The sequence below is a fragment of the Sulfurimonas sp. genome (assembly GCF_018698455.1).
Taxonomy (GTDB): domain Bacteria; phylum Campylobacterota; class Campylobacteria; order Campylobacterales; family Sulfurimonadaceae; genus Sulfurimonas.
In genome coordinates this window covers 1-17,861 of sequence record NZ_JABIOQ010000058.1, presented here as the reverse complement: position 1 = coordinate 17,861, position 17,861 = coordinate 1, and the positions used below count along the sequence as shown (strand labels likewise).

The 17,861-nt window shown below is 32.7% G+C and carries 20 protein-coding genes and 1 pseudogene; 14 read left to right on the top strand and 7 right to left on the bottom strand.

The features are described from left to right. Nucleotides 1-50: 50 nt before the first annotated feature. The 5 genes from HOG88_RS08460 (at nt 51) to HOG88_RS08440 (ending at nt 3,605) form a co-directional block, all read left to right on the top strand. Nucleotides 51-1,265 (top strand): NifS family cysteine desulfurase, encoded by a 1,215-nt coding sequence (locus HOG88_RS08460; protein ID WP_295005157.1) that lies wholly within the window; start codon nt 51-53, stop codon nt 1,263-1,265. Nucleotides 1,266-1,381: 116 nt separating this feature from the next. Continuing rightward, nucleotides 1,382-2,362 (top strand): iron-sulfur cluster assembly scaffold protein, encoded by a 981-nt coding sequence (locus HOG88_RS08455; protein WP_295005155.1) that lies wholly within the window; start codon nt 1,382-1,384, stop codon nt 2,360-2,362. A 48-nt stretch (nt 2,363-2,410) separates the two neighbouring features. Then, a complete protein-coding gene (locus HOG88_RS08450) occupies nt 2,411-2,605 on the top strand; it encodes a hypothetical protein (protein WP_295005153.1) in 195 nt (64 codons plus the stop codon). Then, on the top strand, nt 2,545-2,700 hold the full coding sequence (locus tag HOG88_RS08445; RefSeq protein ID WP_295005209.1) for a 2OG-Fe(II) oxygenase: 156 nt from the start codon (nt 2,545-2,547) through the stop codon (nt 2,698-2,700). The genes HOG88_RS08450 and HOG88_RS08445 overlap by 61 nt, the downstream gene beginning before the upstream one ends. Continuing rightward, entirely contained in the window at nt 2,697-3,605 is a 909-nt protein-coding gene (locus HOG88_RS08440) for an HpcH/HpaI aldolase/citrate lyase family protein (protein WP_295005151.1), read from the top strand. The genes HOG88_RS08445 and HOG88_RS08440 overlap by 4 nt, the downstream gene beginning before the upstream one ends. Here the strand turns inward: HOG88_RS08440 and HOG88_RS08435 are convergent. After that, nucleotides 3,576-4,127 carry a hypothetical protein gene (locus HOG88_RS08435; RefSeq protein ID WP_295005149.1) on the bottom strand — a complete coding sequence of 184 codons (552 nt, stop codon included), beginning with the start codon at nt 4,125-4,127 and terminating at the stop codon, nt 3,576-3,578. The two genes, HOG88_RS08440 and HOG88_RS08435, sit on opposite strands and share 30 nt — an antisense overlap. Nucleotides 4,128-4,302: 175 nt before the next feature. Between HOG88_RS08435 and HOG88_RS08430 the strand changes: the two genes are divergently transcribed. The 4 genes from HOG88_RS08430 to HOG88_RS08415 all read left to right on the top strand — a co-directional run bounded on the left by HOG88_RS08430 (nt 4,303) and on the right by HOG88_RS08415 (nt 10,508). Continuing rightward, nucleotides 4,303-7,059, top strand: a complete 2,757-nt coding sequence (locus HOG88_RS08430) for an Ig-like domain-containing protein (protein ID WP_295005147.1) — start codon at nt 4,303-4,305, stop codon at nt 7,057-7,059. 187 nt (nt 7,060-7,246) lie between these two features. Further along, nucleotides 7,247-8,524 (top strand): adenosylmethionine--8-amino-7-oxononanoate transaminase, encoded by a 1,278-nt coding sequence (bioA, locus tag HOG88_RS08425; protein ID WP_295005145.1) that lies wholly within the window; start codon nt 7,247-7,249, stop codon nt 8,522-8,524. Then, nucleotides 8,521-9,423 (top strand): agmatinase, encoded by a 903-nt coding sequence (speB, locus tag HOG88_RS08420; protein WP_295005143.1) that lies wholly within the window; start codon nt 8,521-8,523, stop codon nt 9,421-9,423. The genes bioA and speB overlap by 4 nt, the downstream gene beginning before the upstream one ends. Further along, entirely contained in the window at nt 9,423-10,508 is a 1,086-nt protein-coding gene (locus tag HOG88_RS08415; RefSeq protein WP_295005141.1) for a glutathionylspermidine synthase family protein, read from the top strand. The genes speB and HOG88_RS08415 overlap by 1 nt, the downstream gene beginning before the upstream one ends. Before the next feature lie 5 nt (nt 10,509-10,513). On the opposite strand, the gene HOG88_RS08410 is transcribed toward HOG88_RS08415, so the two are convergent. From HOG88_RS08410 to HOG88_RS11940, 4 genes and pseudogenes are all read right to left on the bottom strand, one after another. Further along, the gene (locus HOG88_RS08410) at nt 10,514-11,653 is read right to left on the bottom strand and encodes a HAMP domain-containing sensor histidine kinase (RefSeq protein ID WP_295005139.1); all 1,140 of its coding nucleotides are present in this window, start codon (nt 11,651-11,653) and stop codon (nt 10,514-10,516) included. Continuing rightward, nucleotides 11,646-12,299, bottom strand: coding sequence for a response regulator transcription factor (locus HOG88_RS08405; protein WP_295005136.1), 654 nt, complete (start codon nt 12,297-12,299; stop codon nt 11,646-11,648). The genes HOG88_RS08410 and HOG88_RS08405 overlap by 8 nt, the downstream gene beginning before the upstream one ends. Nucleotides 12,300-12,387: 88 nt before the next feature. Then, a complete protein-coding gene (locus HOG88_RS08400; RefSeq protein WP_295005134.1) occupies nt 12,388-12,597 on the bottom strand; it encodes a hypothetical protein in 210 nt (69 codons plus the stop codon). A gap of 24 nt (nt 12,598-12,621) precedes the next feature. Next, nucleotides 12,622-12,747 (bottom strand): annotated as a pseudogene (locus HOG88_RS11940) (BrnT family toxin); the annotation flags it as partial. Between the two features lie 229 nt (nt 12,748-12,976). Between HOG88_RS11940 and HOG88_RS08395 the strand changes: the two are divergent. The 5 genes from HOG88_RS08395 to HOG88_RS08375 all read left to right on the top strand — a co-directional run bounded on the left by HOG88_RS08395 (nt 12,977) and on the right by HOG88_RS08375 (nt 16,044). After that, on the top strand, nt 12,977-13,129 hold the full coding sequence (locus HOG88_RS08395; RefSeq protein ID WP_295005132.1) for a hypothetical protein: 153 nt from the start codon (nt 12,977-12,979) through the stop codon (nt 13,127-13,129). Nucleotides 13,130-13,418: 289 nt separating this feature from the next. Then, the gene (locus HOG88_RS08390; protein WP_295005130.1) at nt 13,419-13,925 is read left to right on the top strand and encodes a hypothetical protein; all 507 of its coding nucleotides are present in this window, start codon (nt 13,419-13,421) and stop codon (nt 13,923-13,925) included. Nucleotides 13,926-13,929: 4 nt separating this feature from the next. Beyond that, nucleotides 13,930-14,868, top strand: a complete 939-nt coding sequence (locus HOG88_RS08385; RefSeq protein WP_295005129.1) for a caspase family protein — start codon at nt 13,930-13,932, stop codon at nt 14,866-14,868. Nucleotide 14,869: 1 nt separating this feature from the next. Further along, complete coding sequence (locus HOG88_RS08380; protein ID WP_295005127.1) at nt 14,870-15,829, top strand: LPP20 family lipoprotein; 960 nt, start codon at nt 14,870-14,872, stop codon at nt 15,827-15,829. 80 nt (nt 15,830-15,909) lie between these two features. Then, the gene (locus tag HOG88_RS08375; protein WP_295005125.1) at nt 15,910-16,044 is read left to right on the top strand and encodes a hypothetical protein; all 135 of its coding nucleotides are present in this window, start codon (nt 15,910-15,912) and stop codon (nt 16,042-16,044) included. 250 nt (nt 16,045-16,294) lie between these two features. Here HOG88_RS08375 and HOG88_RS08370 read toward each other — a convergent pair whose 3' ends face one another. Both HOG88_RS08370 and HOG88_RS08365 read right to left on the bottom strand, forming a co-directional pair. After that, nucleotides 16,295-16,729 (bottom strand): nucleotidyl transferase AbiEii/AbiGii toxin family protein, encoded by a 435-nt coding sequence (locus HOG88_RS08370; RefSeq protein WP_295005123.1) that lies wholly within the window; start codon nt 16,727-16,729, stop codon nt 16,295-16,297. Next, complete coding sequence (locus HOG88_RS08365; protein WP_295005121.1) at nt 16,726-17,118, bottom strand: hypothetical protein; 393 nt, start codon at nt 17,116-17,118, stop codon at nt 16,726-16,728. The genes HOG88_RS08370 and HOG88_RS08365 overlap by 4 nt, the downstream gene beginning before the upstream one ends. Nucleotides 17,119-17,861: the final 743 nt, after the last annotated feature.

Below are 17,861 nucleotides of genomic sequence, written 5' to 3'. Positions count from 1 at the left end.
TGTCTTGTTTAAAAAAGAATGGTAATCATTCTTAAATAAAGAGGTATAAAATGAAAGTATATTTAGATAATAATGCAACTACTATGTGTGACCCACTAGTCGTAGAAGCTATGCAACCATTTTTTAGTGATGTTTATGGTAACCCTAACTCACTTCACAAATTCGGGACAGCATCTCATCCAGCACTTTCGACTGCAATAGATCAAGTTTACACTGCTCTTAATGCAAGCGACAATGATGATATCGTTTTTACATCAGGTGCAACAGAGTCAAATAACTGGGTTTTACAATCTGTGTGGGCTGATAAAATTTTAAATGGTGATAAAAACCATATAGTAACAACAGAAGTTGAACATCCAGCAATTCTTGCTACATGTAAGTTTTTAGAAGACCAAGGCGTTAAAGTTACATACCTTCCAGTAAATGAGCAAGGTGTTGTTGAGGTACATACTGTAAAAAGTTTTATTACTGACAAAACTGCTTTAGTTTCGATCATGTGGGCTTCAAATGAAACTGGTATGATTAACCCAATTAAAGAAATTGGTGAAATTTGTAAAGAAAAAGGTGTTCTTTTTCATTCGGATGCAGTTCAAGCAATAGGGAAAATACCTGTTGATTTGCAAGATGTACATCTTGACTTCGCATCTTTTTCGGCACATAAATTTCATGGACCAAAAGGAATAGGTGCTCTTTATATTAAAGATTCACAAGACCTTTCTCCTTTAATGCATGGTGGTGATCAAATGGGTGGTCGTCGTTCAGGTACTTTAAATGTAGCATATATTGTTGGAATGGGTCTAGCAATGGAACTTGCTACAAAAAATATTCAAGCAACAATGGCTTCAATTAGAGCTAAGCGTGACCGTTTGGAAGATGCTATTTTAGAACTTAGTGACACATTCGTAATTGGTGACAGAAACAACCGTACTCCAAACACTATCTTAATATCTATTAAGGGTGTTGAAGGTGAAGGTATGCTTTGGGACCTAAACAATGGCCAAATTGGAGCATCAACTGGTTCAGCTTGTGCATCTGCAGACCTAGAAGCAAACAGTGTTATGTTAGCAATTGGTGCAGATAATGAACTTGCTCACACTGGTATCCGTCTTTCACTTTCTCGTTTCACAACAGAGACTGAGATTGATTACACAATATCACATTTTAAAGATGCAGTAGGTCGTTTAAGAGCGATTTCAAGTTCATTTGCAAAACAGAAGCCAACAGCAGGGGGAGAGGTTCAAGAGTGTGAACTTCACCATCACTAAAAAGCGCTAATAAAAGCAACTAGTTGCGCAAGCTCTCTGCTGAAGAGAACCAAGCGTTAGTGTAGGTGTCGGGACGAGTTCCGATACTGGGATAAATAATCAAAAAGGAAAATATTATGGCAAAAGCAGATATATTAAACGAGTCTTTATGGGACGCGTATTCTAACAAAGTAACAACATTAATGAACAACCCTCAACATCAAGGAGAAATTTTTGATGCTGAAGCTGAAGATCGTGGTAATAAACTTATTGTTGCTGATTTTGGTGCAGAATCTTGTGGAGATGCAGTTCGTCTTTACTGGGAGATTAATCCTAAAAATGATGAGATTGTTAACTCTAAGTTTAAATCTTTTGGTTGTGGTACGGCTATCGCATCTTCTGATGTTATGACTGAACTTTGTATTGGTAAAACAGTTCAAGAAGCTGTTAAAATTACAAATATTGATGTTGAGCTTGCTCTTCGTGATGATCCTGAAACACCTGCTGTTCCACCTCAAAAAATGCACTGTTCAGTTATGGCTTATGATGTTATCAAAAAAGCTGCTGGTCTTTACATGGGTGTTGATGCAGAGAGTTTTGAAACAGAAATCATCGTTTGTGAATGTGCTCGTGTTTCACTTGGTACACTTCAAGAGGTTATTAAGTTAAATGACCTTAAGACAGTTGGTGAAATCACAGATTACACTAAAGCTGGTGGTTTTTGTAAGTCATGTATCAAGCCTGGTGGACACGAAGCTATGGATTACTACTTAGTAGATATCTTAGCAGACACTAGAAAAGAAATGGACGAAGAAAAAATGAAAGCTTCTGCTGATGCTATAGCAGCTGGTGGTGGTGTTTTTGAAGATATGACTCTTGTTCAGCAAATTAAAGCTGTTGATGCAGTTATTGATGACAGTGTTCGTCAATTTCTTATCATGGACGGTGGTAATGTTGAAATCATTGACATCAAAAAAGCTGATGAAAACATAGATATCTATATTCGTTACTTAGGTAACTGTGATGGTTGTTCATCATCTGCTACTGGTACACTTTATGCAATAGAGTCTACTCTTCAAGAAAAACTTTCAAGTAAAATTCGCGTTTTACCTATCTAATTTTAATAAACCTCCTTTGTGAGGTTTATCTAATCCAAAATATTCATAATGAGTACAAAACTCTACGAAAACATAACTGACTCTTTAGTAAGTGATGGCTACATCATTATTAAAAACACTCTTAACCCCTTGTTTTTTATCTTAATGAAGGTTGGGATAAAGAGAATGGCGGAGAGTTACTTATTTATGATGATAATGGTACTCTCATTGACACAGTTGTTCCAAATGAAAACACTTTGGTAGTGTTTTTAAGTGATAAGTTCCCTCATGAAGTTCTTCCTGCAAAGAAAAAACGCCACTCAATTGCAGGTTGGTTCAGGGTGGATAAAACATTATGAATGAAAAGAACTACATAGCTTTAGGGGGAACTCTTTTTGTTCCAAGTACACATAAAAACCTTGAAAATATTATTTGCCATGAGAAATATGTTAATCTAAAAAGTGTCTTGGTTGATACCGAAGATGGACTTAATGAAGTTGAATTAAGCATAGGCTTAAAGGCTATAGAGAAGCTTTTAAAAGTGTATAAGAAAAAGAAACTTTTAGTTTTTATTAGACCTAAAAATACAAATATATTGAAAAAACTTTTATCAATGAGTGGAATAGAAAAAATAGATGGCTTTATCCTTCCGAAGTTTTCACTTACAAATGCTAAAGAGTATCTTGACATTTTAAAGCCTTATGATTTTGGGCTTATGCCAAGCATAGAGGGAAAGGAACTTTTTAATCAAAATGAACTACATGAACTCAAAGATATTTTACTAACATCAAAACAAAACATAGTGTTAGTGCGTTTTGGATTAGAAGATATGTTAAGACAGTTGAGCATGAAACGCAGTTGTGAAGAGAGTCTATTTGATTATGCTGCTACTGCATCAGTTATTGGAAACTTTATCGCAGTTTTTAAAAGTGCAGGTTTTGTAGTTAGTGGTGGTGTTTATCCATGTTTTAAAGATGAGGATGGATTTATCAGAGATGTTAAACGCGACCTCAAAGAAGGACTTTTCTCTAAGACTATTATTCATCCGAATCAGATAAAAATTGTAAATGATTTATATAAAGTAAGTAGAGAAGAGTATGATGAAGCAAAGAAAATTTGTGAGAGTCAAAACACAGTGTTTAATCTAAATGACAAAATGGCAGAGAAGTTGACGATGGAGCCATACTCAAATATTATTTTAATAAGAGCAGAGATATATGGAGTAGCAGATAAATTAATTAGATATATTACTGTCCACAGTTAGGTTGCTATCTGGATTATCACGGACTGAACTTAGTCCGTCTTCATCAGTCGCACTTAAAGAGTAGAAACCTTTTATTTCATTCGCATCTATATTGAAAAGATAGTTATTATATGTACCTCGTGTTTCGTAAGTCCAAAAGCAGTAATAAGGATAAGCACCAGGATTACTTATGCATTTAAAAGCTCGACCAGTAGAAGTTAATCCATTTATTTCAACCTCTTTTATATTATTGATAATTGTCTGTACTGTAATATCACTATCCATACTAATAGTATCCGTACGATAATGTGGAGCACTAAAAAAATTAAAAAGTAGCGTTTTAGATGCAAGCAGTCTTAGAGACTCTTCTTGAGAAAGGGTACTATTTGTCTCTACTGTATTGTTATTGTCATTTGGATCTATAATCACAGATGTATTTGTTTCAGATAAAGGGTTTGCCTCATCACTTGATGGTGATCCACAGGCACTAAAAGTAGAAACAATTAATACGATAAATAACACTAATAAATATCTAATATTCATAATATTTTCCTCATCAATAAAAATAATAATTTATTATAGTTGAAATCCATCAAAAAAGCTACGTTAGTGAATTTTAACGATAAAATCTTTTTAAATTCTATAAAAATAAATAAAGAACTCACTAAGTTAATATAATATATTATAATAAATATGGTTTTAATATTAAGGGACAAATATGAAGAATAAAAGACTAATAATAAGTGGAAGTATAGCAGTAGTTATAGTGTTAGGCCTTTATAATATACAAGAGCAAAAAATAGATAAAGTTGAAATATCTAAAGAATCCCAGCCTCTCTCTAGCTTTGTAAAAGAAGAAAAAAATATTACAGCACAAAAGACTTCAAACTTAAATAGTTCAACTCCTAGTCTCAAACTGAAAAAGAGTCCTACTTTTGATGTTTATCAAAGTTACAGCAGTAAAACTATAAAGGTTGCCACGACAGATGATGCAAAAGAGTTGTTGATGAGCTCATTAGTTCCTTCTCATCGTCAAGATAAAATAAACTTTACATATACTGACTCAACTTATGGTGGTGCAGGTAGCTCTTACTACCATTTTAACCAGACATTAAATGGCGTACCTATTGATGGAGCTGAACTTGTGCTTCAGATTGATAAAGATTTAAATCTTCAAAGTATTTCTGGTAAGTATGACACACTTGTAGATATTGATACCACTGCTTCTATGGATGCAGACCAGACACTGACTGACTTCCTAAACCTTAGAACAGATGGAAACAAAGATACAACTAAAATTTATGAAGGACCAGAACTTGTTGTCTTTACAGATAAAAATCAGAATCAATCTTTAACATACCGCTCGAAAGTTAGATATATACATGTTGATGGAGGACAGGCCTTTGATGAGTTTTATATAGATGCTAATAGTGGGGTGTTACTACAAGAATATACTCAGATACACTCCTCGCTTGATGTGAGTGTTTATGAAGGTGTTGAGTGCGATCAGTTTCCAGGTGAACTTAGACGAAATAGTCCAACACCAACAGGAAATAAAGTTGTTGATAAGGCTTATGATTTTTTAGCTGACTCATATAACTTCTATAAGCTGATGTTTAACCGAGACTCTTATGATCTTAATGGAGGTGCTATTAAGATGACTGTTAACGCACAGTTTTATGATCAGCAGTCACGACGATGTAGCGGTCTAAATGCATTTTATACCGGTCAGAATGGCACGCTAGTCTTTGGTGCAGGGGATAACAATATTAATCAGTTTGCTTCAGCTCCCGATATTGTGGGTCATGAGTTAACACATGCTATTACAGATAATGAGTCAAAACTAAAGTATGAAGACGAGACAGGTGCACTTAATGAAGCACTTTCAGATATGTTTGGAGTGACAATTCAGTCATGGGCAGAATCAGGTGGCTCAGACATAGACAATCCTAGTGAGATTAAAATCACACAAAATACATGGATATTGGGTGAAGCTCTTGATGCTGAGAGTTGGGAGCGATATATGGATAACCCAACAAAAGATGGACGCTCATATGATAACTATAATGATAGAGGAACAGCAAACTCATGTTCACAACAAAATGATAACTGTTTTGTACATACAAATAGTGGTATTTATAATCTTTCTTATGCGCTACTAGCAGGTGGAGGTACACACCCTAAAGGTAAAAGTGATATAAGTGTTCCTGGTATTGGTTTAGAAAAAGCAAGTCGTATTTGGTATGAAGCACAAATCAATACAATCGGTAGCAGAACAGGTTTTTCGGCTGTTCGTAATTCTGTTAAAACAGCTGCAACAGGTGTTTATGGAGAGTGCTCACCAGAATATAAATCAGTAATGTTATCTCTAGATGCTGTTTTAATTCCTGGAACATGGGAATGTACAGAACCTGATACAATAGCTCCAACAATAGTTTCAATTACTCCTGTTTCAAATGCGACTAACCTCTCAGTAGAACCAACTATTAAGGTCAAATTTAGTGAGCCTATTAAAAACTCAAGTGTCAATAGTAGTACAGTTGTATTAAAAGATGCATTGGGGACTAATATTGTAAGTACACTTAATGTTAATGGCGAGACAATAAGTATCATACCAAATAGTGCATTAGCTTATGGAAGTGTTTATACCATTAACATTAGCGGTGTAACAGATATGGCTGAGAACACTATAGAGACTGCGTTTAGTTCAAGCTTTACAACTAAAGTAAAACAAGATAACTCTGATATAGTTCCACCAGAAGTATTAAGTTATACTCCTGAGTCAAATGCTGTTGATATTTCTGTTGATAGCAATATAGAGATTATATTTAGTGAAGAAGTTACCTTAGAATCCCTAGAATCAGCTCTAACTATTAAGTCTCAAAGCGGGGCTAATGTAAATATTAGTATTTCAATAGTAGGTGAACAAGTAACTATTACTCCAGATTCTCCTCTTCGTGATGGAACAAAATATACTGTTAACTTAAGCAATACAGTTAAAGATCTTAATGACAACACTTTATCTTTAGCTTCCACTTGGGAGTTTACTACTTATGAAGAAGCTGAAGAGACTCCAACTAAGGAAACAACTCTTAGTGGTGCAAGTATTACATCAGGTAGTTATTACAATAACTCATATGTACCTCAAAATACAATTGATGGTAATGAAGGTACAAGTTGGGTTAGTCAGACACTAACTAATGGGTATTATCAAAGTGATTTTATTCAAGTGGCATTTGATACACCAAAATCTGTAAATAATATTTATATAGATTGGCATTCTTATTATTATGCAAGAGAGATGGAAGTGTGGGTTTATGCACAAAACCAGTGGCACAGACTTGGTACACAAAGGAAAGCAAGTCCTGGTATTACAAGTCTGCCAATTAAAGGAGAGGTAAGTGCAATCTACATTTCGATGCGAGGTGGAAACAGAGGTTCTTGGTTCGTTATAAATTCTCTTAGCATAGACTAAATACTTCAAAAGGGATTATGTTTCAATAATCCCTTTTTCTAAACTCACCTTAAACATAACATCATGACTAAAGTAAATAAAATGTATAATCACTCTAATCAATAAAGAGGGAAACAATGCAACTAAATGATAATATTTGGCAGTTAAATACGGAGATATTAAGTATATTTAATGAATGGAGAATAACTTGATAGATTTTGATAAAAAACATATATTACATCCTTATGCACCTTCAAGTCCATCTACTGATATGGAACTTGTAAAGTCTGCAAATGGTGTTTACTTAGAGCTTGAAGATGGTAGAAAAATAATCGATGGAATGAGCTCATGGTGGTCAGTTATTCATGGTTATAATGTTAGTGAGTTAAATATTGCAGCACATGAACAGCTTAGTAAAATGAGCCATATTATGTTTGGTGGTTTAACACATGAACCTGCAATTAAACTAGCACAAACACTTATAGAGATTACAAGTCCTTCATTAGAACATATCTTTTTTAGCGACTCTGGTTCAGTTTCAGTTGAAGTGGCTTTGAAGATGGCATTTCAGTACCATAACTCTGAAGGTAACAAAGAAAAAACTAAAATCCTTGCGTTTAGCAAGGGTTATCATGGCGATACTTTTGGAGCTATGTCTGTATGTGATCCAGTAACAGGAATGCACTCTGCGTTTGAAGGTATACTTCATAAAAATATATTTGCTCAAGAACCAGAGTGTGGTTTTGATGAGGAATGGAATGAAAAGTACATAGAAGATTTTAAAACAAAACTTCATAACAATCACAAACAGATAGCCGCTGTTATAGTTGAACCAATAGTTCAAGGTGCTGGTGGTATGAGAATTTACTCTCCACATTTTTTAAAGAGAGTAAGAGAACTTTGTGATGAATATGGTGTGTTACTTATCTTAGATGAAATAGCTACCGGGTTTGGTCGGACAGGAAAACTTTTTGCTTATGAGTATGCAGACATAGAGCCTGACATCCTTTGTGTGGGTAAGGCTTTGACTGGAGGATACATGTCTCTAGCGGCTACATTAACAAGTAAAAAAGTGATGTTAGGGGTTGAAACGGGTGGAAATGTTTTAATGCATGGACCAACTTTTATGGCAAATCCTCTTGCATGTGCAGTGGCAAACGCAAGCCTTGAACTTCTTTTAAAGTCACCATGGCAAACAAAAGTTTTAGACATACAAATGCAACTAAAACAAGAGTTAAAAAAGTGTGAAAGTCTAGATATAGTCAAAGAAACAAGAGTCCTTGGTGCTATCGGTGTTGTAGAGTTAAACAAAGAAGTTGACTTGGCATTTATGACCCCTGCGTTTATAAAACATGGTGTTTGGGTAAGACCATTTTTAAACCTTGTTTACATTATGCCTCCTTATGTTATAAGTAAAGAAGAACTTACAAAACTCAGTAGTGCTTTATTTGCAGTGATAAAAGAGTTTGAGGAAAATACAAAGTGAGTAAAAATATGAAATACCAATCTCTTCCTAATGCAAGTCTTGAGAGTGCCGATATCATCATTCTTCCTATACCTCATGAGCAAACAGTCTCAGGAAAAGGCGGGACAGCAGGTGCACCCCAAGCTATTTTAGAGATAGGAGATGACTTAGAGTTTTACGAAGAAGATGCTAAGTGGTCACCTACAAAGTACATGAAAGTAAGAGTTGAGAGTTCACTGACCGAGTACAAACAAATAACAAACGCCATCACAGCCCTCAACATCAAAGAAAATCAATTTCTTATATCTTTAGGTGGTGAACATTCTATTACTCCTCAAATAACTTCGAGTGTTTTAGATAAAAAATCGACTATACTTTTTTTAGATGCACATGCAGATATGAGAGAGTCTTACCAAGGTTCGGCGTTTAGTCATGCGACACCTACTCATCACTTGCTTGACCAAGGACATAAAATAGTTCTTGTTGGTGTGCGTTCTATCTTTGAGAATGAGGCTATACGAATAGCAGAAGATAAAAACATAACATTTTTCTCAGATAGAGCCCTACAAAAATCAAAAGTTCAAGAAGAACTTCTCTCACACATTTCTAACCTAGAGGGGGATGTTTACCTAAGTATAGACATGGATGCATTTGACCCTGCCTGTGTTCCAAGTGTAGGGACTCCTCAACCTGGTGGAATTGACTGGTTTTTGGCATTAGATATATTAGAGACTTTATTTGCAAACACAAACATAACAATTAAAGGTGCTGACATAGTAGAGCTTATCCCTGAGGCTTCAAATGTCTCTCAAGTCTTTGCTGCAAAACTACTTCAAAAGATTATCTCTTTTTGGGGAAAATCACAGGGTTTTGATAAAACAGAGATGAATGGTTCACAGATGGAAGTAAAGTACGAGTAATGCCTACTTTTGTTGATATAAAACCAATAGATACTGATGCACTGGAAAGAGTTGGTTTTTCTTGGTTTAATGATGAACATTCAGAATACTTAGTCAAAGAGAGTTTAATAAAGATAACAGAAGATGAGGCCAGAGCTTATTATGATGCTGCAAATTCCCTTTATGAGATGTATGAAGAAGCAGCAGAATATGTAATTAAAAATGATTTATTTGATGCTCTTGATATACCAAATACTCTGATTGAACAGATAAAAAACTCATGGAAATATGAGAGAGAAAATCACCTTTATGGTCGTTTCGATTTGAGTGGAGGGATAGATGGGCTTCCTATAAAACTCATAGAGTTCAATGCAGACACGCCAACACTTTTAGTAGAGTCTACCCTAGTACAGCTAATGCTTTTAGAAGATAATTGCCTAACACATAACACACAGTTTAATAACATATATGAAAATGTTAGCCGTAAGTTCAAAAAGATATCGGAATCTAAAAAAGGTGCATTTAGTCGTCTTTTATTTGCTTGTGTTAATGGAAATGATGAAGAAAAACAGACTGTAAAGCTTTTAGAAAAGATGGCAAAAGATGTAGGACTTGTAACTGAGTTTTCTTATCTTGAAGATGTAGATTTACAAAGAGAGTATGAGTTCTTTTTTAAACTGTATCCTTGGGAAGATATGGAAGATTTTCAAGCCGAAGAGGGTGTCTCAATGCTCAACCCCGCGTACACACTTTTATATCAGTCCAAAGGAATGCTAGCTATACTCTATGAACTTTTTCCTACCTCACCTTACTTACTAGAGACAGACTTTTGTGAGATAAAGGGAAAGTATGTCAAGAAAACTATGTTTGGACGCGAGGGTGCAAACATAGAGATCCATGAAAACGGTAAGCTTCTAAACGCAAGAGATGGCGTTTATGGAGACTATAAGTCAATTTACCAAAGGTATACACAGTTTTCAAAAGATGGAGATGGCGTTTATTACCAAGCAGGAGTTTTTTACAGTGATGGAGCCTGTGGGTTAGGTTTTAGGCGAGGCTCAGAAATTCTTGATAATGCAAGTCAGTTTATAGGGCATATAATTTAAATTATTTAGAAAGTAATTGTAATAGTAGTACCTTCCCCCTCATTTGAGACAAGAGAAAGTTTATAGTTATACTCTTTTACTATACTATCGACGATGCTTAAACCAACTCCAAATCCACCTGCATAAGAGGAAGCCCGAACAAACCTCTTGAAAATTTCCTCTTGTTTCTTTTTAGAAATTCCTATACCCTCATCTTGTATACAGAGAGAATTAGCGGTCGTTATAATTCTAATAGTTGTATTTGGAGTTGAGTACTTTATACTGTTGTTGAGAAGATTATTTATAAGCATTTTTGCTTTTGAAGATGCTATGTTTATCTGGCACTCATCTATAGATTTTATAACAGAGATATTTTTTTTAGCTAAAAGTTCTCCATGGTAAGAGATACAGTTATTGACAACATCGTTAAACATTATATCTTCGGCGGGTTCTGCTGAGTTATCAAAACTTATGTAACTTAAAGATGAATATATATCATAAAGTTGTTTTGTACTAATGGAGATGTTATTAAAAATCTTTTCATCATAGGTCTTTTTACTTTTTAGTCTTGAAAGGCTCATCATAAGAGCTGTAATAGGAGTGTTAAGCTCATGAGTTGTGTCTTTAACAAAGTCTTCTATCTCTTGCATTTTATCTCGCAATGGTTTTAAAAACATATAGGACAAAAAGACAGCGATAACAATGATAACAAACGCAGTGATAATAACTACATAGGCTATCTTGTTTTTTAAGATTACAATATTTTCATTACACTCACTACTCCGTACAACTATATACTCGACATCAAGGTGTCCAGATGCTCTCTTGGAAATGAGTGTGAATGTATTGTTTGCATTGTAAAATTCTCGTGAAAAGTCTATGTTTTTGTTAACCCCTCCAAAAAGAAGTTTTTTGTCTTTACTTAGTAATGCGACCCTTGCATTTGGAAATTTTTGAAGTTCATAATGCTCTGCACTCATATGCGCATGAATTATTTTTGAACTTACACTGTCTGCTATATGATTCATCTTGTAAAAATTGTTGTTCATTTCCATAGCAAGTTGAGAACTGAAAAACCAGTAAACAGCAGTTGCTAAGAAAATAAAAGAAGAGATAAGATAGAGTGATAAAAATGAGTAGAAAGATCTTTTTGTAATCTTATTCATAAAGGTATCCTTCTCCCCTAATAGTTTTGATCTTCTCTTTTCCTATAAGTTCTCTTAGTGTTCGTATGTGTGAACGAAGTGTTGCATCACTTGGAATAGAGTCAAAATCCCAAATATTTTGAATAAGCTCATCCGAAGAGATAAGTCTACTAGGATTATTAAGAAAGTATGAAAGTAGCATAGTGTCTTTTGAACCTAGAGATGTTTTTTTGTTATTTGTTATAATTTCTTTTTTTGTAGGAGAAAAGATTATTTCTGAAGTTATCTCGATATTTTTGTCTGTCTTAATATTAAATTTTTTTTGTATGTTTTGTATACGTATACCAAGTTCTTCGAGCTCAAAAGGTTTTTTTATATAGTCATGTGCTCCTAAGTCAAAAGCATGTTTAAGATACTGAGTATCAGTGTAGGCTGTGATGAAAATAGTAGGGGTTTTATCATGGAACTGGCGAAGTTCCTCTAATAATTCTAGTCCATTTTTCCCAGTAACATTAATGTCAAAAACGAAAAGGTCATATTTTTTAGATTCTAAATGCTTAAACACTTCAGCAGAATTAAAAGCATAATCAACACTCCAAGACTCCCTAAGGTAGTCAAGTAATATATCTGATAAAACTGCATCATCTTCCATAAGAAGTATATTCATAGTGGTAATCCTTTAGTAACACCTAATTACAGTTCTAGGGAATCAATTCTTTTATCTGAAATCATTTCATCTAAAGTATCAAAGTTTGTTAGATTTCAGCTCTTGCTAGTTCGATGAGTTCTTTATCTTTAAAGAGTAAGTTGTTTACAACTTGAGTCACAGTTATATTTTTCTCGTTAGCAATTTTGTTTATAAAGTCTTCAAGTTCTGAATCTAAATATATTGGTAAGTGAAAATTAGCATTTTCTTTATAAAATTTTCCTCTTGTGCCTTTTGAAAAATCATATTCTTTTTGCATCTGTTTATCCTTTATTATAAAATTTTATTTCATCTTCCGTTCTTCATCTTCACTATGACTTTCATCAAAAAGTGAAATTGATTTTTTGTCTTTAAAAATTGAACTTGCATCTTCAAAACTAATTTTATGCTTAGATAAATTACTTTTCGCTTTTGTTGGATCCCCTTCAAAATTTTAGTTCATTAAAAGCCTTGTATATTTTATATATTGTATCAAAAATAGAAAATATAATGAAACTTATTGTTCTCATTGGAGTCTAGCGGTTGACTTTAACAAATAAATAACCGTAAAGTCGGTGCAGTAGATGTCTTTGAATCGAAGTACAAATTCGAAAAAGATAGTGTCGGTAGTTTTGTACTTCAAAGTATGGAAATGCTCAATGAGTTTGAGAGTAACTTTTAAGGAAGTGTTCAGAACATTGTATCAAACAGATAGAATATTAAATTCTAAAGATGAAGTACTTGCTCCACTGATTGAAGAACTTACTGCATCCGCCCTAGAAGCTCGCTTTTTTTGTTCCATAACCCCTTAAGGATTCTGGAACTTTGCAGTTTTTACTTTTTGAACACTTTGTGGAACACGGTAAAGTAATATGAGTGCTTATTGTTCTAAATATAAGAGTTTATGAGCTTTAAGTTTAATGTAGCTTTGTATACTAGAGAATCTAAATAAACTAAAAAGCTCTGAAATAGTCACTTTAAAAAATAAGGCCTAATCATATGTGTATTTTGTTATCAAGTAACAATAGATTAAGAATATTTATATATAATTTTTCATAAGATTTGTAGTCTTAAATTGATTTTTAAAAAAGGAATAGTTACATGAAAAAACTTATATTTATACTATTTATGTTGTCGGGCTTATTTTTTACAGGCTGTTCATTCAAACATAATGTTGATACTTTGGATATTAATAGCATCAACAATCATAAGGTCTTGATGAAAGCAAATCAAAGTTTTCATTGTCAAAATGGATTTGTTGGAGGTGCCCATAAGTTTATAGTCAATAAGGGTGACTTAATAAAGGGATATAAACTTCCAGCAAATATAAAGGTTTCATCTTTTGGTGAAATTGAAGGTGGTCTTGTTGATGAAAGAGCTATTCTTTTAAAACACAAAGAATTACAGGGTAGAGATTTTGGTTATTTAGTTTTTCCAGATGGCACTTTCGTATATGATCGCGGTGAAGAACAACTTGGTGTACTTGCACCATTCAATTTTGGTTTAAGTGATGATGAATTTATGTTTAATATTAAATGTTTCTGGATTGGAAAAACACCATTCTCACCAGTAAGTTACGAAGAATTACAAAAACTAAAAGAAGATTAATAAAATGAAGAGTGTTATTTTAGGTATTTTTATTGTTCTAGTTACATTTTCTGGTTGTACTCTTAAGCCAAAGCTTAATGCATATACTCCAGCAAAACAAAATATAAAAGTTATTTATAAAGAAAAGATAGTAAGAGTTGGTAATACTATTAACTCAAAAGAAGAGCTTAAAAAAGAGTATAACTCAATGAAAGAATATAGATTTTCAAGAGCTTACAAAGAAAATTTTAACTCTTTTGCTTTAGTTATAGGTATAAACTCTTATAAAGAAAATACATCTGTTGAGTACGCTGACTTATCAGCATTAGCATTTGAAGAGTTAGCTAATAAAACATTAGGTGTACCAAAAGAAAACATCATTACCTTACTTAATAATGAAGCTACTTCAGGACAGATAAAAGCAAAAATAGAATTAATAAAAGAACTCTCAGATAGAAATGGAAATATTTATGTTTACTTTGCAGGACATGGTGTTCCAGGTAAAGATGGAAATACATATATGCTTCCAAATGATATGAGTGCTGATGCAATTCATTTAGAACCAAACTTACAACTAGATAGAATCTATGCAAAACTTTCAAAATCAAATGCTAAAAAAGTATTTGTATTTATGGATAGTTGTTTTAGTGGAAAAGATGATAAAGGAAGTTTACTCTATAAAGGTGTAGCTCCAGTTTTAAGAACAAATAAAACAGTTATAACTGGAAATAAACTTACAGTTTTTACGGCAGGGAAATCGACAGACTTTGCAAATGATTATGAAACTAAAAAGCAAAGAATGTTTACTTACTTTCTTATTAAAGAGTTGGCAAATGGTAAGACTAATCTCCATAAAATTTATCCACAGATTAAAAGCAGAGTAAGAAGAGCTTCCCTGATGAAAGGTCTTGGATATAAACAAGTTCCTCAGATTTATGGAAACAAAGAACAAAAGCTTTATTAATATGAAAATAGTTTTATTTATCTTTCTACCTATCCTGTCCTTTGCTAATCCTAGTTGGTTCTACAATTTAGAACCAACTAATAGAAATGAACTTATCGGTTATGGAATAGATAAAGAACTAGTAAAAGCAAAACAAAAAGCTACTACTAGTATAGTAGAGTTTATATCTGTCAAAATCCAGTCAACTTTGAGTATTTCAGATTCAGATGTAAATGGAGAAATAAATAGTAATTCTTCAAGTAAAATCAAATCAGAAGCTAGTGCAGTGTTAAGTGGGGTTAAGGTTCTTAAGTCTGTTAAAACAGATGGAAAATGGTATGTTGCTGTAAAATATGACAACTCCCCATTAGAGAAAAAATTTAAAAAACTTTTACCAAAAAAGTTGCAAAATGAAAAACAAAATCAATATTTAAAGAACACTCCTCTTGTTAAAAGTTTAAACAGTGAGATAAAGAAAAATCTAAACTATAAAATCATCAGAAAAGATAATCTATGGCAGATATCATATAAAGATATTTTCTTGCCCATTTCTCAAGATAATTTTTATAAGCTATTTTCAAATACAAAAAGTAACACAATTTCTATCAAAGCTAATAAAAGAGAGTATAAGCAAAACGATAAAATGTATTTTAAGATACACAATAAAGATGCTGGTTATATTTCTATTCTTTATGTTGAGCATAATGGAAAAGTTGGTGTTTTACTATCGAACCGTAAATCAGATAATTTTTTTAACTATCCTAATGGAAAAGATGAAGATACATTTACAATAGTAAATCCTTACAAAGGACCAATTAAAGAGCTTTATATTGCAATATACAGTAAAACGGCAATAGATTTAGATGAGTTTGAAAGTGTAAGTGATGACCTACTAGATAAAACTAATTTTAATTTTCATAAGCTTATTGCAGAACTCAACAATATTGTTTTTTCTTCTTATGTAGTTAAAATTAAGAAGTAACAATATTCTATAGAACCTTATAATAAACTAACTCAAGCGAAAAGAAAATATCAAGATAGCTAACTTGGATAGTTATATTAATGGATGAAAATATGCCAAATATGAATGGTATAGAAGCTACAAAAAATATACTTGCCATAGAAAAAAACTTAGAACATACCTCAATTATAGCAATCTCTGCTAATTCACTTAAAGGGGATAGAGAAAGGTTTTAGAGGCTGGTATGGATGATTATTTATCAAAACTTATTGATAAAACAAATTAAATGAAGTGCTTTGTAAGTTGTTATAGATTAAACGGAAGCGTTCCTCATACTGTTCTTTTTGGAACAAGTAAACTCAATAGCAATACATCTAAGTTAATATTTTTTGACATTCTTGTTTTATAATCTCAGGTGCATTTTTAGAGTCATTTATATAATTCTCAAAAGGTGCTACAATTTCTATCTCTTCTTCAAAAGTTGTTTTATCCAAGTTCTCCAATAATATCTTCTATACTCTCAACATAAACATCACTGGTAAAAAGAACTTTTGAATTGTCAAGTAAATAGTCAGATGAAGCATTTTGAGAGACCAACACATCGACTTTTATATTATTCTTTTTCTCCAATACCCTTATGTGGTTTGATAGATCAATGTACTTACTATTATTAAACTTATTTGTTTCATCTATCCAGTGCTTTGGACTAAGGTAGTTTAATATTTGTACATCAGTCACAAATAAGTCAATATCAAAACTCAGCCTGTGTTGAAAATAGTATATAGCTAATGCAGTCCCACCACCAAACCTGATTGTTGAGTGGTCTTGATTTGGTAAAAAGCTGTAGGCATCTTCAATAAAACTGTTTAAAGCATGTATCTGTTCACTGTAATGCTCTTTTATAAATTCAACATTTTTCATAATAAAGCCAATACTGTTTCAACTCTCTTAGGAGATATTCTATAGTAGTTTCTAAAATCAACTATCTCTTCTTCTAATGCTTCATTCTTTATAGTTTTAAGTGCATATTTATCATACACATCTAAAGGTTCTTTTTTATAAAACAGATTCTTTAAACCAGTAAGTGTAAAATGCTTTTTTTTATTCCCTATGGAACAGTTTACTGTTGATAAAAGCATTACTGGTTTTGATTGAGAGTTTAGTTCCTTTGATAAGATACCTTTAACATCGTCCATGCTCATATTTTTAAGCAACTGAGCAAGAGTATGTTTTTTGTTATCTTCTTTACTCCAGTCAGACAATGTAGATGGAGCAATACCAAATACATCAAATATATCTTTAGTTTTCATAAGTATCCTCCTTTTTTATAATTATACGATATTCGGACTAAAATAGCAAATAAGTACTAATTTACAAAATGTTATAGTGAATCTATTCATAATAAAGGAGTCAACTACTCATCAATGAAAGAGTTAGAGAAGGAATTGAAGCTGCAAAGAAAAAAGGAGTTCAATTTGGAAGAAGAGCTATTCTAAATAGCAAAGAGAAAAATGTCATATATAAGGAACACGAAAAAGGAAAGTCTGTGGCATGGCTGTAAAAATTCTTCCATGTTGCTCGAAATACAATCTATCGAGCTATTAAAGATGTAGCTAAAAAGAAGTAGTCAATTTGACTACTTCATAATGTTCCAAAATTCAACTCTATTTGAAACAATCTTCCTGTTACTAAAATCTGTTCCAAATATAAGAGTTTATGAGGCATAAATTAAATCAATAAATAACTTTAACTTGGAAGATCAACATACAATTCAATCAAAGATAAGACTTAATTAAGAAAATAAAAAAGTATGTATTTCAACATCATTTTTTGTTCTTAATTTATTATAGCTTATACACCAACAAACATTTGCTTCTTTGTTTGCTGTTTCATGTACTTGCTCCATTACAGCTGCATATAACGGAGTATCCGGACACCCATGTCGTTTGAGTTCGGACAGTTTAAGAAGAGATATTTTCTGTAACAGTATTTTAGCGTAAAGTGTCCGAATGCTTTTTTAGTATTCGTCACTTTTAATGCTAGATTTGATTTT

Bases quoted from the DNA above. Each gene is read 5' to 3' on its own strand.
- HOG88_RS08385 (WP_295005129.1), top strand. From the start codon at position 13,930: ATGAAGAGTGTTATTTTAGGTATTTTTATTGTTCTAGTTACATTTTCT.
- HOG88_RS08440 (WP_295005151.1), top strand. From the start codon at position 2,697: ATGAATGAAAAGAACTACATAGCTTTAGGGGGAACTCTTTTTGTTCCA.
- HOG88_RS08400 (WP_295005134.1), bottom strand. From the start codon at position 12,597: ATGCAAAAAGAATATGATTTTTCAAAAGGCACAAGAGGAAAATTTTAT.
- HOG88_RS08430 (WP_295005147.1), top strand. From the start codon at position 4,303: ATGAAGAATAAAAGACTAATAATAAGTGGAAGTATAGCAGTAGTTATA.
- HOG88_RS08370 (WP_295005123.1), bottom strand. From the start codon at position 16,729: ATGAAAAATGTTGAATTTATAAAAGAGCATTACAGTGAACAGATACAT.
- HOG88_RS08365 (WP_295005121.1), bottom strand. From the start codon at position 17,118: ATGAAAACTAAAGATATATTTGATGTATTTGGTATTGCTCCATCTACA.
- HOG88_RS08390 (WP_295005130.1), top strand. From the start codon at position 13,419: ATGAAAAAACTTATATTTATACTATTTATGTTGTCGGGCTTATTTTTT.
- HOG88_RS08450 (WP_295005153.1), top strand. From the start codon at position 2,411: ATGAGTACAAAACTCTACGAAAACATAACTGACTCTTTAGTAAGTGAT.
- HOG88_RS08460 (WP_295005157.1), top strand. From the start codon at position 51: ATGAAAGTATATTTAGATAATAATGCAACTACTATGTGTGACCCACTA.
- HOG88_RS08395 (WP_295005132.1), top strand. From the start codon at position 12,977: ATGAGTTTGAGAGTAACTTTTAAGGAAGTGTTCAGAACATTGTATCAA.
- HOG88_RS08415 (WP_295005141.1), top strand. From the start codon at position 9,423: ATGCCTACTTTTGTTGATATAAAACCAATAGATACTGATGCACTGGAA.
- HOG88_RS08455 (WP_295005155.1), top strand. From the start codon at position 1,382: ATGGCAAAAGCAGATATATTAAACGAGTCTTTATGGGACGCGTATTCT.
- HOG88_RS08435 (WP_295005149.1), bottom strand. From the start codon at position 4,127: ATGAATATTAGATATTTATTAGTGTTATTTATCGTATTAATTGTTTCT.
- HOG88_RS08410 (WP_295005139.1), bottom strand. From the start codon at position 11,653: ATGAATAAGATTACAAAAAGATCTTTCTACTCATTTTTATCACTCTAT.
- HOG88_RS08375 (WP_295005125.1), top strand. From the start codon at position 15,910: ATGGATGAAAATATGCCAAATATGAATGGTATAGAAGCTACAAAAAAT.
- HOG88_RS08380 (WP_295005127.1), top strand. From the start codon at position 14,870: ATGAAAATAGTTTTATTTATCTTTCTACCTATCCTGTCCTTTGCTAAT.
- HOG88_RS08405 (WP_295005136.1), bottom strand. From the start codon at position 12,299: ATGAATATACTTCTTATGGAAGATGATGCAGTTTTATCAGATATATTA.